The 15609-nt window shown below is 60.1% G+C and carries 19 protein-coding genes; 13 read left to right on the forward strand and 6 right to left on the reverse strand.

Features of this window, described 5'->3' with window-relative positions; translation table 11 throughout:
* Positions 1 to 32 precede the first annotated feature (32 nt).
* A complete protein-coding gene (locus ISP19_RS01500; protein WP_284385265.1) occupies positions 33 to 776 on the forward strand; it encodes a TetR/AcrR family transcriptional regulator in 744 nt (247 codons plus the stop codon).
* A gap of 6 nt (positions 777 to 782) precedes the next feature.
* Complete coding sequence (gene mug / locus ISP19_RS01505) at positions 783 to 1322, forward strand: G/U mismatch-specific DNA glycosylase (protein WP_204678908.1); 540 nt, start codon at positions 783 to 785, stop codon at positions 1320 to 1322.
* A 12-nt stretch (positions 1323 to 1334) separates the two neighbouring features.
* Here mug and ISP19_RS01510 read toward each other — a convergent pair whose 3' ends face one another.
* Together ISP19_RS01510 and ISP19_RS01515 are read right to left on the reverse strand one after the other, a co-directional pair.
* Positions 1335 to 1535, reverse strand: a complete 201-nt coding sequence (locus tag ISP19_RS01510) for an XAC0095 family protein (protein ID WP_204678910.1) — start codon at positions 1533 to 1535, stop codon at positions 1335 to 1337.
* A gap of 43 nt (positions 1536 to 1578) precedes the next feature.
* Positions 1579 to 1845 (reverse strand): XAC0095 family protein, encoded by a 267-nt coding sequence (locus tag ISP19_RS01515; protein WP_204678912.1) that lies wholly within the window; start codon positions 1843 to 1845, stop codon positions 1579 to 1581.
* Between the two features lie 911 nt (positions 1846 to 2756).
* Between ISP19_RS01515 and ISP19_RS01520 the strand changes: the two genes are divergently transcribed.
* Both ISP19_RS01520 and ISP19_RS01525 read left to right on the forward strand, forming a co-directional pair.
* The gene (locus ISP19_RS01520) at positions 2757 to 4565 is read left to right on the forward strand and encodes a chloride channel protein (protein WP_204678914.1); all 1809 of its coding nucleotides are present in this window, start codon (positions 2757 to 2759) and stop codon (positions 4563 to 4565) included.
* Positions 4566 to 4898: 333 nt separating this feature from the next.
* Positions 4899 to 6077, forward strand: coding sequence for a class I SAM-dependent rRNA methyltransferase (locus ISP19_RS01525; protein WP_204678916.1), 1179 nt, complete (start codon positions 4899 to 4901; stop codon positions 6075 to 6077).
* A gap of 11 nt (positions 6078 to 6088) precedes the next feature.
* On the opposite strand, the gene ISP19_RS01530 is transcribed toward ISP19_RS01525, so the two are convergent.
* On the reverse strand, positions 6089 to 7120 hold the full coding sequence (locus ISP19_RS01530; protein ID WP_204678918.1) for a GlxA family transcriptional regulator: 1032 nt from the start codon (positions 7118 to 7120) through the stop codon (positions 6089 to 6091).
* Positions 7121 to 7225: 105 nt separating this feature from the next.
* On the opposite strand from ISP19_RS01530, the gene ISP19_RS01535 reads away from it, so the two are divergent.
* The 5 genes from ISP19_RS01535 to ISP19_RS01555 are packed head-to-tail and all read left to right on the forward strand — an operon-like array spanning position 7226 to position 10607.
* Complete coding sequence (locus ISP19_RS01535; protein WP_204678920.1) at positions 7226 to 7744, forward strand: tautomerase family protein; 519 nt, start codon at positions 7226 to 7228, stop codon at positions 7742 to 7744.
* Between the two features lie 14 nt (positions 7745 to 7758).
* Positions 7759 to 8754, forward strand: coding sequence for a carbon-nitrogen hydrolase family protein (locus ISP19_RS01540; protein ID WP_204678922.1), 996 nt, complete (start codon positions 7759 to 7761; stop codon positions 8752 to 8754).
* 53 nt (positions 8755 to 8807) lie between these two features.
* Entirely contained in the window at positions 8808 to 9725 is a 918-nt protein-coding gene (locus ISP19_RS01545; protein WP_204678924.1) for an NmrA family NAD(P)-binding protein, read from the forward strand.
* Positions 9726 to 9751: 26 nt separating this feature from the next.
* Positions 9752 to 10156 (forward strand): cupin domain-containing protein, encoded by a 405-nt coding sequence (locus ISP19_RS01550; protein WP_204678926.1) that lies wholly within the window; start codon positions 9752 to 9754, stop codon positions 10154 to 10156.
* A 13-nt stretch (positions 10157 to 10169) separates the two neighbouring features.
* A complete protein-coding gene (locus ISP19_RS01555; protein WP_204678928.1) occupies positions 10170 to 10607 on the forward strand; it encodes a hypothetical protein in 438 nt (145 codons plus the stop codon).
* Between the two features lie 206 nt (positions 10608 to 10813).
* Here ISP19_RS01555 and ISP19_RS01560 read toward each other — a convergent pair whose 3' ends face one another.
* Entirely contained in the window at positions 10814 to 11773 is a 960-nt protein-coding gene (locus ISP19_RS01560) for a quinone oxidoreductase family protein (RefSeq protein ID WP_204678930.1), read from the reverse strand.
* 94 nt (positions 11774 to 11867) lie between these two features.
* Between ISP19_RS01560 and ISP19_RS01565 the strand changes: the two genes are divergently transcribed.
* From ISP19_RS01565 to ISP19_RS01580, 4 genes are all read left to right on the forward strand, one after another.
* The gene (locus tag ISP19_RS01565; protein WP_284385273.1) at positions 11868 to 12236 is read left to right on the forward strand and encodes a winged helix-turn-helix transcriptional regulator; all 369 of its coding nucleotides are present in this window, start codon (positions 11868 to 11870) and stop codon (positions 12234 to 12236) included.
* Positions 12237 to 12526: 290 nt separating this feature from the next.
* Positions 12527 to 12895, forward strand: a complete 369-nt coding sequence (locus ISP19_RS01570) for a hypothetical protein (RefSeq protein WP_204678933.1) — start codon at positions 12527 to 12529, stop codon at positions 12893 to 12895.
* Entirely contained in the window at positions 12892 to 14175 is a 1284-nt protein-coding gene (locus ISP19_RS01575; RefSeq protein WP_204678935.1) for a M23 family metallopeptidase, read from the forward strand. The genes ISP19_RS01570 and ISP19_RS01575 overlap by 4 nt, the downstream gene beginning before the upstream one ends.
* Positions 14172 to 14978 (forward strand): CDP-diacylglycerol diphosphatase, encoded by an 807-nt coding sequence (locus ISP19_RS01580; RefSeq protein WP_204678937.1) that lies wholly within the window; start codon positions 14172 to 14174, stop codon positions 14976 to 14978. Before ISP19_RS01575 ends, ISP19_RS01580 begins: the two co-directional genes overlap by 4 nt.
* A 53-nt stretch (positions 14979 to 15031) precedes the next feature.
* Here the strand turns inward: ISP19_RS01580 and ISP19_RS21550 are convergent, their stop codons facing one another.
* Both ISP19_RS21550 and ISP19_RS01590 read right to left on the reverse strand, forming a co-directional pair.
* Complete coding sequence (locus ISP19_RS21550; RefSeq protein ID WP_204678939.1) at positions 15032 to 15289, reverse strand: helix-turn-helix transcriptional regulator; 258 nt, start codon at positions 15287 to 15289, stop codon at positions 15032 to 15034.
* Positions 15290 to 15352: 63 nt separating this feature from the next.
* Positions 15353 to 15609, reverse strand: a 257-nt coding sequence (locus tag ISP19_RS01590; protein WP_204678941.1) for a hypothetical protein, incomplete at its 5' end; no start/stop codon positions are given.

Below are 15609 nucleotides of genomic sequence, written 5' to 3' on the forward strand. Positions count from 1 at the left end.
ACAGATTCCTCAATGAGTGCAGGAATCAAGCGGTGACCGTCGGCTTTGCCTTTTCCCCCGACCAGCTTCACGCTCAGATTCCAAAGGTTGAATTTTGTACCTGTTCGAATAATAATCTCGCCGCTCATACGAGGTCAAGCATTTTTATGCAAATTGGTACAAAAAAAGATGGAACCCCGAAAAGGCCCCGCGGGCGGCCCCGCGCCTACGACCCGGAAACGGCTCTACGGCGCGCTGCGGAGGCCTTTTGGAAGACCGGTTACGCCGGCACGTCGCTCGACGACATAACTGCCGCGACAGGCATGAACCGCCCCAGCCTCAGCGCCGCGTTCGGCGACAAGCACCAGATCTACGTCAAGGCGCTAAGCGCCTACTGGGAATACAAATTCGGGGCGATGCGCAGAGCGCTGGAGGCTGGCGGGACCCTGGCCGAGACCCTGATGAAGGTCTACGACACCACGCTATCCATCTATTTCGCCGGCGAAGAGCAAGGGCTTGGATGTTTCGTGGTCGGCACGGCGATTACCGAGGCGCCGGGCGATGTCGAGGTCAGGAACATCGTCGCGAAGGGCTTTGAGAAGCTCGATACCGATTTCGAAGCGCGCTTCAAACTGGCGATTGCAGCCGGCGAATTGAAACCCGATGCCGACCCCAGGGCGCTGGCCCTGCTCACCACGGCAACGATGCACACTCTGGCCGTCCGCGCTCGCTCCGGCAGCTCGCAAAACGAGCTGAGAAAACTCGCGCAGAAAGTAGTGAACGTGATTTGCGGGTGAACTGTCGTGACAGATGGACTCCCCGACATCATTGCCGGACGTCTTGATGTGCTGTTCTGCGGAATCAACCCCGGCATGACCGCGGCCACAACCGGACATCATTTCGCTGGAAGAAGCAATCGCTTCTGGCGCGTCATCCATCTCGCTGGTTTTACGCCCGAGGAAATTTCACCACAGGAGGACCACGCCCTGCTCCGATACGGATGCGGCGTGACCTCCGTGGTGAAGCGGCCAACAGCGAGCGCCGATCAGCTTTCACCCGAAGAATTCATTGCTGCCGCTACCGAATTCAGGCAGAAGATCGCACGCCATGCGCCACGCTTTGTCGCCTTTCTCGGCAAGGCAGCGTATTGCGGGCTTTCTGGCCAACGCGAGGTCGACTGGGGATTGCAGGCAACCCGCATGGAAGGCGCTGCCGTCTGGATCCTGCCCAACCCTAGCGGAAGAAATCGCGCGTTCGGTCTCGGCCAACTGGTCGAAGCGTATCGTCAACTTTATCTAGCGGCGGTGAGACATTCGCTGACTGGCCCACTCCATGGTCGATAGCAGCTCATCGAGTTACAGGCCGAAGTTCTCGAAGCACTGACCCAGCATGGTTCGGTGAATTTCCAGCGGTTCGTGTTCTTCGGCCTGCGTGGCGGCATAGGTCACGCGCGCCATCAGGAAGAGTTGGTTGCGGATCTGTTCCAGCTTTTCGACGTTTTCTTCGCGCAGCAGATAGCCGTGCGTCGGCTTGGCCACGTCACGTGGTTTGCTCATGGGTCACTCCAGGATGTGGATGACGCGGCGGATCAGCGCTTGATCAATGCCATATCCTGTCTCGATGTTCGATGTGGTTGCCCTGCTCCAATTGCTCCAGCGCCTCGCCAATCAGTTTGCTGATCAGCTCAAGGGTGAGCTTCATTTCCGAGCGGGGAATCATGTCGGCGTCGCCTTCGTGCGGCCCATCCTTGCAGGCGATGTTCGCCATGATCAACAGCAGGTGTTGAAGGTTTTTCAGTTCGATGTAGTCGTCTTCAGACAATAGGTAGTGCTTCAACCCGAAGGGGTCGATGTAGCTGCGTTCCATGGGTGTTCTCCGCACGCGGTTAGGTCGCCCGCGCATAGCGCGCGGGCGAAGGGTCTGCAGGAAAAACCTGCTCGTGTTGTCGGAATCAGCTGATTCCGGCTGGACGATTACCCACTTGGGGCTCGACGTTGCGCGGTCCGTGCAGCGGTGGAGTAAGGGGATTGCACCAGGGCGGGGGCACGTGGGTGTGCGGGTGCTTTAAGATCGAGCGTAACCATAATTGACTAGTCCTTGATCGAGCGTAGTTGGTTGTGGCCAGCGGGTTGCGCGGGGGCCTAAGCCCACGCAATCCGCGCTTACTCCACTCCTGTCGGGCGTGTCGTGGGCCTCTCAGCGATGGGCACGTCCGACATACCTATACTCACGTAGGTACGACCGAAGTTGGTGGAGATCACGCGAAATGGTGTTGTCGGCGGATGCCGCTTTGTTTGTGCGTTCTCTTCTGAGCTTCGTGCCGCGATAGTTCTCTCTCTCGCCAACATGCCGCATTGGCTCCCTCTCCCCTTCGGGGAGAGAGCCTGCCCCGGACTTGATCCGGGGGTTGGGGTGAGGGGCTGCGCTTGCCTCGAACTTCATCACTACAGCGTTATATTTTTTTATGCGCTCACGCTGCGCATCAACTTGATCGCAAGATTGGCCCCTCACCTCGGTCCTCTCCCCGGAGGGGAGAGGAAGACAAGCGTCGGCGTTGCGAATTTCTCACTCATGCCGTAACAACCCCCTGTCCCCGCAGGTGAGCGGAAGAAAAGCGTGGAGCCTGCGTAGGAAAAGCATCAACGCTGCGGCAGAAATGCGTTACCCTGATCGCGCCGCAGCCGTGCCCGCCCCACCGCCCGCGCAGGCATGCGTTGATCCCGAACGGATTGCGCAATACCGATCGGACCGTGGTTGGCAGTCATCCGGGGATTCCCATGACCCGCATCACGCACCTCATTCGGCGCATCTACGAGAAGTGGAAACGGGACACGCTCAGTCAGAGCGATTTCCGCCCTAGTGTCAGCATCCTCAAGCTATCCCTGATGGCGGTGTTCGTCGGCATCGCCGCCGCACTGGTGGCATTCGTGCTTTACCGCATGATCGGTTTCGTCACCAATCTGGCATTCCTGCAACGGTTGTCGTTCGACTTCGTGCCGCCTTCGCGCGGCCATTCGGCGTGGGCGATCGTGATCGCGCCGATCGTGGGTGGCCTGATCATCGGCCTGATGGCGCGCTTTGGCTCCGATCGCATTCGTGGTCACGGTATTCCCGAGGCGCTGGAAGCGATCCTGTTTCGAAAGAGCAAGATGATGCTCAAGGTGGCGATCCTGAAACCGCTTTCAGCGGCGATTGCGATCGGCACGGGCGGGCCGTTCGGTGCCGAAGGGCCGATCATCATGACCGGCGGAGCGGTCGGCTCGCTGTTTGGCCAGATGTTCTACCTGACCTCGATCGAACGACGCACGCTGCTGGTAGCCGGGGCGTGCGCCGGTATGGCCGCCACCTTCAGCACACCGATCGCGGCCACGCTGCTGGCGGTGGAGTTGTTGTTGTTCGAGTGGCGCCCGCGCAGCACGATCCCGGTGGCGATCGCCTGTTTCGTGGCTGACGCACTGCGACCGTTTCTGCTCGGCCCTGGCCCGCTGTTTCCATTGAAAGTGGAATTCCATCTGCAACTGGTGGATTTATGCTTGGCTGCGCTATGCGGATTTCTTGCCGCCCTGCTGGCGACGGCGCTCACCGCAGCCATCTACAAGGTTGAAGATGGCTTCAACAAACTGCCGATCCACTGGATGTGGTGGCCCGCCATCGGTGCCGTCGCGGTCAGCATCGGCGGCTGGTTCGAGCCGCAGGCGCTGGGCGTGGGCTATGACGTGATCGATCAGTTGCTGACTGGCAAGTTGGTCGGTGACGCGATTCTGATGTTCATGCTCATCAAGTCGCTGATGTGGATCATCTATCTCGGCTCCGGTACATCCGGTGGCGTGTTGGCGCCACTTCTGGCGCTGGGTGCGGGCCTTGGCGCGCTCGAGTCACTGGTATTTCCAGGAAACCAGCCACTGCTGTGGCCACTGCTCGGCATGGGCGCCATGCTGGCCGGCGTCATGCGTTTGCCGTTCACTTCGATCCTGTTCGCCTTGGAGCTCACACGCAACGCCAGTGCATTGCCGGCCCTGTTAGTTGCCTGCACGACGGCTTATGGCGTCAGTGTGTTCCTGATGAAACGCTCCATTCTTACCGAGAAGGTCGCTCGCCGAGGCTTTGATATTTTCCGCGAATATACGGTAGACCGGCTGGAACACATGGCGGTGAAGGATGTGATGAGCACCGACATCATGACCATCCGCGGCGATATCAGCGTGCGCGAAGCGGCGCAGAAATATTTCGGCGCCGATCAGAAATACCGTGCCTATCCGGTTGTTGATGGCAATGGCCGACTGCTCAACGTCATCAATCGCGATGAGCTGGCTCGTCTGTGGCAAACCGAACCTGACGGCACCAGCCGACTCGCCGACGTACTCGGCAAGGATCCGGTGGTGTCTTTTCCTGACGAGAGTTGCAAGAGCGTGGCGATCCGTGCCGCAGTGGAAAAGCTCGACCGCATTCCGGTCGTCAGCGCCGATCGGCAATTGCTACTGGGCATGGTCACCCGTTACGACTTGCTGAAGCCTTATACCCATCATCATGAGGAGGAAGGGGTACGCGAGCGCTTTTTCGGTAATGGGAGGCAATCAGGACGCTAGACCCCGCCGCACCGAACGAGAAAGCTTTGGCGCAGCGGGAACTAGACTTCAGCGCTGAGCGGCTGTGCTTGCGGGGAAATTCAGAGCCGCGCCGGTGTTTCTTTGCAGGCTCGTCGCGAGGTTGACCACTACACCTCGGTCCTCTCCCCGAGGGGAGAGGAGGAAAAGCATGGCGTGACGTGCAACGTTGCTACGCGAAAATAGCGAAGATTTTACGCTGGCATGGCGTCGGCTTTTTGCGACAATCCCGGCCTGTTCTACAAAGAACTGTTACCTGAGCAGGGGAAATCCCGCAGGCAACATTCAGCCTCGTAGCACTTCAGGGCCCTCACCGTGCATGTCGTCAAAATCAAACCAGGCCGAGAAAAATCCGCGCTGCAACGCCATCCCTGGTTATTCTCGGGCGCACTGCTTCCGGTAACAGGTGACCCAAAATCGGGTGACACAGTCAAAGTGCTGGACTGCAATGGTCGCTTTCTGGGCTGGGCGGCGTGGAGCGGCGAATCGCAGATACGCCTGCGCTTCTGGAGTTTCGACGAGCGCGAAACCATCGACCGGGATTTTTTCCGCCGCCGCTTGAACCGAGCCATCCAGCAACGCGCCGCCATGGAGCACATGGGCGATGCCATGCGCCTGGTGCATGGCGAATCCGATGGCCTGCCCGGCCTGATTGTCGATCGCTATGGCGAGGTACTCGTGCTGCAGCTGCTCGCGGCGGGTCCGGAAGCCTGGCGCGAGGTGCTTTGCGACGAACTGCAAGCACTCACCGGCGCACGCGCCATCTACGAGCGTTCCGATGCCGACGTGCGAGAACTGGAAGGGCTGCCGCTACGCAGCGGCCTGTTGCGCGGTGAACTGCCGGCGGTCACGGATATCACCGAGCATGGCCTGCGCTATCGCGTGAATGTCGCGGCAGGCCAGAAGACCGGTTTCTATCTTGATCAGCGCGCCAATCGGCAGCGCGTCGGCGGCCTGGCGCGTGGCGCGGATGTGCTGAACTGTTTTTGCTATACGGGCGGTTTTTCGCTGGCGGCCCTGCGCGGCGAAGCGCGCTCGGTGGTATCGGTGGACAGCTCCGGCGACGCGCTCGATGCCGCACGCGTCAACCTGAGTTTGAATGGCCTGCCGAGCGAACGCGCCGAATGGGTGGAGGCCGATGTTTTTCAATACTTGCGACTGCTGCGCGACAAGGGACGCAGCTATGACCTGATCGTGCTCGACCCACCGAAATTCGCTCCCACCGTCCAGCATGTGGAACGCGCCTCGCGCGCGTACAAGGACATCAACCTATGGGCGATGAAACTGCTGCGCCCGGGCGGCCACCTCGCCACCTTTACCTGTTCAGGCGGCATGAGCGCCGAGTTGTTCCAGAAGATCGTGGCGGGCAGTGCCTGGGATGCGAAAGCGGACATGCAGCTGATCGGGCGGTTTACCGCCGATATCGATCACCCGGTATCGCTGAATTTTCCGGAAGGCGATTATTTGAAGGGCTTGCTGTTGCGGAAGGTTTAGGGATGCGCTGATCAACTCTGCGACTCACTTTCAGCAAGCTCAGGTGAGGAAACGCGTGCAAACCGTTTTTGATATTCCCGCGGTGAGAGCCCGGTCTTGCGCTTGAACAGTTGCCGAAATGTGCTGAGGTCGCCGTAGCCGACGCGCTGGCTGACTTTGTCGAGGCCGATGGGCCTTGTTTCCAGCAACTGCTTGGCGACTTCGATGCGCAGATTTTGTAGATATTCCAACGGCGCGAGACCCACGGCCTGCTTGAAGCGACGGTTGAGCGTTCGCTCGCTGACGTTGAGATGGGCAGCCAGTTCGCTCAGCTGAAATCCCTGCTGGAGATTCGCCTCCATCTGTTGTTGAGCGCGTGCGACGAGCGGGTCGGCATGGCCATGCTCACCGACAAGCGTTGCGTAGGAAGCCTGGGAAATCCGGTTCATGTCGATCAATAGCGACTTGGCGGTCATCGCGGCAAGTTTCTCGCCGGCAAACACTTCAACCAGCCGGACGGCAAGATTCAAATAGGACGTCACCGCGCCGCTGGAAATAATGCCGTCCTGCATGGTCAGCACTTCCTGCGCCCGAAGTTCCACACGCGGATAGCGGCGTGCGAAGTCGGCGGCATTGGCCCAATGCGTTGTCGCGACGCGACCATCCAGCAATCCCGCTTCGGCAAGCAGGTAGTTGCCGGTGCAGTAAGCGGCCAGCACGGCGCCGGCCTTGCGCTGGCGTTGCAGTGCGGCGCACAGCGCGCTCAACTGCTCGCGGCGACCCACGAACTGGTCCATGTCGGAATAGAACGGCGCCGTGATGACCACGGCCTCCGCGCGTCGGCGTGCATCGATATGGCCGTCCACGGCAATGCTCTGACCCGATGCCGCTTTGACCGGTTGCCCATCGAGCGATTCCACCCGCCACGCGAACTTGGGCAACGGCGTGGCGCTACGCGCGGCTTCGCGCACACGCAGGTGGTTGGCGGCGTTCAGGACGTCGATGGCGCCCGCGACGCCCGATGCCAGGATTCCGTCGTAAACCCAGATCCGGATAGTAGCCATGACCGTGTCCGATATGCCTCTTAGAATGGCGATTCTGCCACTCCCTGGGGCTGCGGTAAAGGCGGATGATCACCCCATCAAATCACCTGAAGCGAGCGTGACACCATGCCAATGATCGACGCACTCATCCCGGAAAACGCCCTGACTCCCGAGGCGGAAACCCGGCTGCTGAAAGAAGTGACGGACATCCTGATCAGGGCGGAGGGGTACGATCCGGGCAACCAGCATGCGCAGCGGGTATCTGTGCTGCATCTGCATCGGCCGGCCGCGGTATTCGTCGGCGGAGAGCCCTCGAAGCTGCCGCGCTACCGGATCATTCCTTCGGCGCCGGAGGGTCAATACACCGATGAAGCACGGGCGACGCTGGTTAAAGAAATCACCGAAGCGGTAGCGCGCGCCGAGAACACGCCATTCAAGGACATCGCGCCGCGCGTATGGGTTTTTCCCACGGAGATTCCGGACGGTACCTGGGGTGCCAATGGTGTCATCAACCGGCTGCCGGACATCCACGCCATGCTCGTGGGCGAGTCTGAACGGGGTGCCGGTGCGAAGCGTCTGGCGCGGAGGCGGCGCGAAAAGGCACGCATCACGCTCGCTGCAGCGCTCGATACCGCACACGCTTAACGAGGATTTCAGCCATGACAATCATCAAAGCCGCCGCCGTACAGATCAGCCCTGTGCTCTATAGCCGCGAGGCCACCGTCGAAAAGATCGTTCAGAAGATTCATGAGCTGGGCCAGAAGGGCGTGCAGTTCGCCACCTTCCCGGAAACCGTGGTGCCGTATTACCCGTACTTTGCGGCCGTCCAGACGCCGATGGCGCAACTGATGGGCGACGAGTATCTGCGGTTGCTTGAGCAGTCCGTGACGGTGCCGTCCCCGACGACCGATGCTATCGGCGAAGCGGCGCGCAAGGCGGGCATGGTGGTCTCCATCGGCGTGAATGAACGTGACGGCGGCACCATCTACAACACGCAATTGCTGTTCGACGCCGACGGCAGCTTGATCCAGCGCCGCCGCAAGATCACGCCGACCCATTTCGAACGCATGATCTGGGGCCAGGGTGACGGATCGGGCTTGCGCGCCGTCGACAGCAAGGTCGGTCGCATTGGCCAGCTGGCATGCTTTGAGCACAACAACCCGCTGGCACGCTATGCGCTGATGGCCGACGGTGAGCAGATCCATTCGGCCATGTACCCGGGCTCTGCTTTCGGCGACGGGTTTGCGATGCGGATGGAAATCAACATCCGTCAGCACGCGCTGGAATCGGGCGCTTTCGTGGTGAACGCAACCGCCTGGCTGGATGCCGAGCAGCAGGCGCAGATCATGCGGGATACGGGTTGTGCGATCGGCCCGATCTCGGGTGGCTGCTTCACCACGATCATTGCACCCGACGGCACGATTTTGGGCGAACCGCTGCGATCGGGCGAAGGCGAGGTCATCGCCGATCTCGATTTCACGCTGATCTACCGCCGCAAGCAGCAAATGGATTCGCGCGGCCACTACGCCCGTCCGGAACTGCTCAGCCTGCTGATCGACCGCACCCCGACGGCGCCTATCCATGAGCGTGGAACGCACCGCGGCATCGACATCGCGCGAACTGAAGAAGCGGCGCGCATCATCGAGATCGCGTAACGGATCGCTGGCGAATTCCCCTTCCCTACTTTCAGAACGTGAGCGAGACAGCCATGACAACGTCGAATGACAGTCCCATCCTGGTCACGGGTGCAGCCGGCGCCGTCGGCGGCATCGGCCAGAGCGTCACCGCCATGTTGCTGGCCAAGGGCCACAAGGTGCGCGCACTCGTCCGCCGGGCAGACGAACGTTCCAGGAGCCTGCGCCGGCTCGGGGCGGAGGTTGTCACCGGTGACCTTACCGATCTTGAGTCGATGCATCGGGTCATCGAGGGCTGCCAGCGCGTCTACTTCGGCATGTCGATCTCGCCGGCCTATCTGGAAGCAACGGTGAATTTCGCCGCCGTAGCACGCCATCACGGCGTCGAGGCGATCGTGAACATCTCGCAGATGACGGTATCGGAGATGGGCATCCACGACACCACCCACAGCCCGCAGCACAAACTGCACTGGCTGGCGGAACAGGTGCTGGAGTGGTCGGGACTGCCGGTGGTGACGGTGCGTCCAACCGCCTTTATCGAAGGCTTTTTCCTGCGCCTCGCCGCCAATGCGGTGCGCGAGTCCGATGAGCTGGTGCTGCCGCTGGGCGACGCCAGGACCTCACCCATCGCGGCCTTCGACGTGGCACGCGTGGTAGCCACGATTCTCGATGATCCCGCGCCGCATATCGGCCAGATCTACAACCTGACCGGCCCCGAATCGGCGGATATTGATCACTACGCGCGCGCATTCTCCGAAGCGCTTGGCCGCACGATTCGCTATCGCAATGTGCCGGTCGCGCCGTGGTCCGAGAAGCTTCGCGAACTTGGTGTGCCGGCACATCTGATCAGCCACCTTGCGGTGATGGCCGAACTTCACGCGCAGGGGCGATACGACCGCATGACCGACGACGTGTTCAAGCTCACCGGTCAGCAGCCCATGAACATGACCGCGTGGGTGAAACAGCATGCCGCTGAGTTCACGCGCGACTAAAACAGCACACACCTGAGGAAAATCCCATGAAAGCATCAAACATCGCGATGGCGACGTTATTGGCCATCACCGGCAGCTTCACATTTCAAGCCGCACACGCGCAGCAAATGGCAGGAACCCACCGCAAGGAACTGTCCCAGCACAATCTCGACATTCCAGGATGGGAAGAAGTCCAAATGCGGGTTGACATCGACCCGGGCCAGACCGCACCCAAGCACAAGCATCCCGGTGCAGAGATCATCTACGTGATCGAGGGCACCCTGGAGTACCGGCTCGAAGGCCAGGCGCCGGTAACGCTCAAGGCGGGCGATGTGCTGTTTGTCCCGACCGGCATCGCGCATAGCGCCAAGAATGTTGGACAGACCAATGCGGCGGAGCTGGGCACCTATATCGTTCCCATCGGGAAACCGCTGGTCGAGTTGGTGAAGTGAGCGGGTTTGGGCCATGAAATTCACCGACACCGCGCCAACCCTTCCGCGTCCTACCGGACCGCCGCCGTGGCTTGGCAAGCTCGCACCGGATGCAACGCTTGAAGGCGCTGTCCTGAAACGTGCCGTACATGGCAAGGACAACATTCTTGCGCTTATTTCGCATGCCCGAACCTTATACGAATTCCAGGACTACACCTATTACGGTCACTGGGGCAGCCAGTTCTTCGTCGAGTCGTATCGGGCAAGCGTGAACGGCGTTCCCGTCGAATGCTCGGTCATCGTCCATATGAATGACGCCGGCGAAGCGGACTCGCTATTGATCCACCACTACCCGCTTGATGCTGCGCTGGAGTTCTCGCGCCTGATGGGCGAAAAATTTGGCGATCAGTTTGACGACTTATATCTAACTGCTGCGCAAGCGGATGCCGTAGCGAAAGCATCGAACAAGTAACGGTCCAAACATCCCCGGCATCACCTGCCCGGTGTATTGAGCGCTCTGCTCATGCCTTGCTTGTCAAAAAGATCAGTTCGGGCCTGAATCCAAGCCATGCTTTCCATCAGGCATGCACATGCTTCGCTGTCCACGCATGGACCGCACCCTTGTCTGTACTGATCGTACAAACAAGGGCGTTCTGAAGCAGGATGGTCAATGGCCAGTTACGGGATCAGGACCAGCTTGCCGTGCTTGGCGCGACCTTCGAGATCGGCGTGGGCCCGAGCTGCATCGCTTAGCGTGTATTGGCTGGCTGGCGCCACCTTCAACCATCCCGCTTCCAACGCGTCGATGACGATCTTGGCGCGACGTTGCAATTCATGCGGATCGGCGATGTATGCGAAGAGCGCACCGCCCGCCAGTCGCACGGACTTGGCCATCAGGATGTGCGGCTCGATCGCCGGGGGAGCGCCCGACGAGGCACCGAATGACACCACCGTACCGCCGCGCGCAAGGCTCGCTACGCTGCCGAGCAGCGTCGCTTTACCCACCGAGTCGTACGCGATGTCCACACCGCGTCCCTGCGTGATGTCGTGCACGCGATCAGCAAAATCGGTGGTGCGGTAGTTGATGACTTCGTCCGCGCCGCGATCGCGTGCGATCTGCAATTTCTCCTCGCTGGATGCCGTCGCGATCACGGTGGCACCCAGATGCTTGAGCCATTGAATCAGCAACTGTCCGACGCCGCCGGCGGCGGCGTGCACCAAGGCGATGTCCTTGGCAGTGATGTCGCGATATTCGTGAACCAGGTATTGCGCCGTCATCGCCTGGAGCAGCAAACCCTGCTCGATAGCGAATGACCGTGGCAACACGATCGCCCTGGCTGCCGGCACGGTGGCGAACTCGGCATAGGAGCCCAGGGCGTCAACCCAGCCAATGCGATCTCCGCGCTTGAGCCCGGCCACGCCCTCGCCCAGCGCGGTGATGGTGCCAACGCCTTCCACGCCGGGAACGTAAGGTTTGGGAAGCTCAAACAGACCTTCTCGCTGGGCGATATCCACGTAATTGATGCCGGCCGCTTCAACCTGAACGAGCACTTCGCCCTTGGACGGCTGCGACGATGGACCTTCGGTGACGGCCAGCTGCTCTGGACCGCCGTTATGGGAAACCAAGACTTGCTTCATGGGAAAAACCTCGGGGGTGGTGGTTCAAGGTCACTTTGGGGTCTATAGTTCCCATCCGAAAGAAGGCACCTTTTCGTAGTCTAGGTACCTAAAAGTGACTGCCCCCATCGAAACCCCTCTCCCGCCGAATGTCTTCAGCTCGTCCTGCCCCACACGGCGGGTGCTCGACAGCGTGGCGGACAAATGGTCGTTGCTGGTGTTTCTTGCGCTCAAGGATCACGAGCTGCGCTTCAACGAGTTGCGCCGCAGGCTTGAAAGCATCTCGCAGAAGGTGCTCACGCAAACACTGCGCAAGATGGAACAGGACGGCTTCATATCGCGTGCAGTCTTTCCGACTGTTCCCGTCACGGTCGAATACAAACTCACGCCGTTGGGCCTGAGCCTTCTCGACGTGATTGAAAACCTGAGCGAGTGGGCGGAAACGCATGCCCACGAATTGAATCCCACGCGCACATCGGCGTAGTAATCGCTGCGTTATTGCACGCAGCAAGGCACCTGCAACAGCGCCATCCATCCACACGCGAATGCCTTGTCGATCACTCGCGCGACATGTTCAACAAACATTCGCGATAAGTTGCGAGTGCTGCCGATCGATGCAACGCATGATTGAAATCGTGCGACCTGTGTAACGCGTGACTGAAGGCACTTTCGCGTGCGTAGCCGAGCGATTCGGCGAGCCTGTTTTGATCTCATGCCCTCGCGTTGACGTGGCATCAGCGCGATCCAACATTTGGTTAACGATTAGCAGCGTTCATGAAGACGCGCGACGTCTGGAGAGAGGGGTTACATGTCTTTCGTCGCAATGATATAACGTTCCGATTCAGTAAGACGGGGGCTGGCATGCAACAGTCGCGGTCGATTGACGGCCGACGGAGAGCTTTTGTTCTCTGTTTCGGTCGCGGTGTAACGTTGGCGCGCTTTCGGTGGCTGCTGCTGATACTCGGCCTGTTCGCCACCGATTCGGTGGGTGCGAATGCGTCTGCCGGCGATGCGTTGCCGTTGCAGATTGATGAAAGCATCGACTTGGCGATAACGGTGCTCCCGTCGCCGCGCTCCGCACAATCATTGAATGTCATGCATGACTTGGTCATGGGGTTCTGGCGTAACGGGGAGTGCGGATGAAGCGCCGGGTATCGTTGGTTGTCATGCCGATTGTCTTCTGCTCCCTCACTGCCACCGCCAAGCCACCTTCGCGGCCGTGCGTGATGCATCGTGAAACCGTCCAGCAGGGGGACAGCGCGCCCACATTGGCGCAGCAAGCCGGTGTGGATGCCAGTCAATACGCCAACTGGGCCAAACATGCGTCGCCACGCGTGCTGCAGTCCTTGCAGCGCATGCGCCCCGGTGACCGGTTCGAGGTCTGCGTATCGACCAGGACGTCTGCGGGAAATGCGATCTACAACCTTGCGGTTGTGCGCGACAAGCAAGGCCGCCTGGCCGCCGAACAGGCAGCAACCCAAACGCCGTCCGAATCGATCGCGTCGCTATCCAGCGTGACGGGAGACGTGCTGCTCTCGCCTTCGCTGTCCCATGTCACGGGAGACGCGCTGCTCTCACCTGCCCCACATCCATCGACCCATACGCCGCAGCAGCCGGTAGCTACGTTAGCCGCGGTAAACCCGCACGCGCCGAACGGCTGGATTATCCGATTGCTTCCTCCGGGGATGCCGCTGAGCAAGGCGCTGAGCCAGTCGCTAGGCCATCGCCCGGTGGTGGATGCGATTGTTGCGTATGCGAAGCACGTCTGGAACATGCCGGAGCGCATTCCGTCCAAAGGCCAATACACCGTGGCGATACGGCCGTCCGAGAGCGGACACGAGCTGGCCTATTTCCAATTCGAAGACCGCGGCCGCACACAAAAGGTGTATCACTATGTGGATGACGCCGGGCACGATTATGTGGTGAGTTCGCATGGGCGCGGTTTCGAGGTACTTAAACCGATGCCGCCCGTTCATGACGCACGCATGTCGTCGGGGTGGGGCTGGCGCATCCAGCCGGTGCTTGGCGGTAACGAATTCCACCAGGGCGTCGATTACGCCGCGCCGAAAGGTACTCCCGTGCGCGCGGCCATGGATGGGGTAGTGGCACTCTCGGAATGGCGTGGCGAATACGGCCGCGTAGTCGAGGTCAAGCACGCCCATGACCTGGCGACGCGTTACGGCCACTTGAGCAGCTTCGCGGCGAGCATTCACCCCGGCGTGCATGTGCATCGTGGCGAGATCATCGGTTATGTCGGCAGCACCGGCCTCTCGACCGGTCCGCATCTGTATTACGAAGTCTGGGATCACGGTGTTCGGGTCAATCCGCTGACTCATACCCAGTGGACGGTTGTCGCCAGTCTCGATGCGCAGGAACGGCGGAGCCTGATGAACTACATCGACGACGCCAAAGCCGCGCCATGAACAATCGGATGCACGCGGCACGTGCCTGGCTGAGCTTGTGCGCGTGCGCCGTGTTGGGGTGGACCGCGTCCGGTGCCCACGCCGCAGATGCGCATGCCAAGGATCGCGATGCCTTGTGGAAACAGGTGCACGACATGTGCGCCGTCAAAGCCGGACAAGGTGTCTATCCACCCGCCCCATGCATTGATGTGCAACCCGGCCAGAACGGCTATGCCATCTTCAAGGATCGTGATGGGCGCTATCAGTACCTGCTGCTGCCGCTGGCGCGTATCACCGGTATCGAAAGTCCCCTGCTATTGACGCCTGATGCAGCCAACTACCTGGCGCGCGCGTGGAGCGCGCGTCTGTATGTCGAAGCGGCACTGGATGCGGAACAATCGCGCGATGTCATCGGCCTGGTTGTCAATTCGCCGATGGGCCGTTCGCAAGACCAACTGCACATTCATATCGACTGCCTGCGCGCAGACGTTCGCGACACCATCAAGCGCCTGCTCCCCGCCATCACCGAACACTGGAACTGGCTACCGGAAGCCTTGCCGCCGAATCAACATCGCTACCTGGCCCGCTGGGTGAGCGGTGCAGACCTGAAGATCAATCCCTTCAAGGATCTGGCCCACGCCTTGCCGCCGGGCGATTCGATGGCCATGCATAGCCTGGTGGTCATCGGCGCTTATTCACCCTCGGGCAAACCAGGGTTTGTGCTGCTGAGCGGCCGAGTCGATGTGGCGAACCTGGATCGCGGCAATGCGGATGATCTACAGGACATGGGTTGTGCGATTGCTCGTCGTGTAACAAGCCTGTGAGTTCCCACATTTAGCTTTTAAGTGCATCAATACCATTGAAGCAGCCAATTGCTCTATTCGTTATATGCGAAGAACGCCCTCGCCTCTTCCAACGTGGGGCGCCTGCTAGGCGTGAGCGTCAGCTCAGCCCCCAATGCTTTGGCGATGGCGGCGTAGGCCTTCATGGAAACACTAGGGTCCCCACGCTCCACTTGAATCACCTTTAGGCGAGGCACGTTGGCTAGCTGGGCGACCTTGGCTTGGGTCATTGACCGACTATTCCGCATGTCTCGCAAGGATTTGCCGAGGCGGATAAGAGGTATCGTGTACATGTATCGAATTCAATACAATAGTTGCTTAAAGTATCGCAAACGTTACTTGCACCCGCCTCCAAATCACTCAATTATGGGGTAGCCGTTTTTTGTTGGTTGAATTGCTTTGGGCTTGATTTGGTGGGGGACTCGGTATTTTTTTGCACTCTTTTGTGGTGGTGTTTCGCATTGCTGTGCATTTCGTTGGTTGAGCCATTGCCTGCGGCGCTTTCGGCCTAAAGGCCGAGTCACTTTTCTTTGCTGGCCCAAAGAAAAGTAACCCAAAGAAATGGCCTGAAAGGCTCGTGGCGTGGGTGGGATAAAAGCTTGAGCGTTGGCGG

The sequence above is a fragment of the Dyella flava genome (assembly GCF_016904955.1).
Classification (GTDB): Bacteria; Pseudomonadota; Gammaproteobacteria; order Xanthomonadales; family Rhodanobacteraceae; genus Dyella_B; species Dyella_B flava.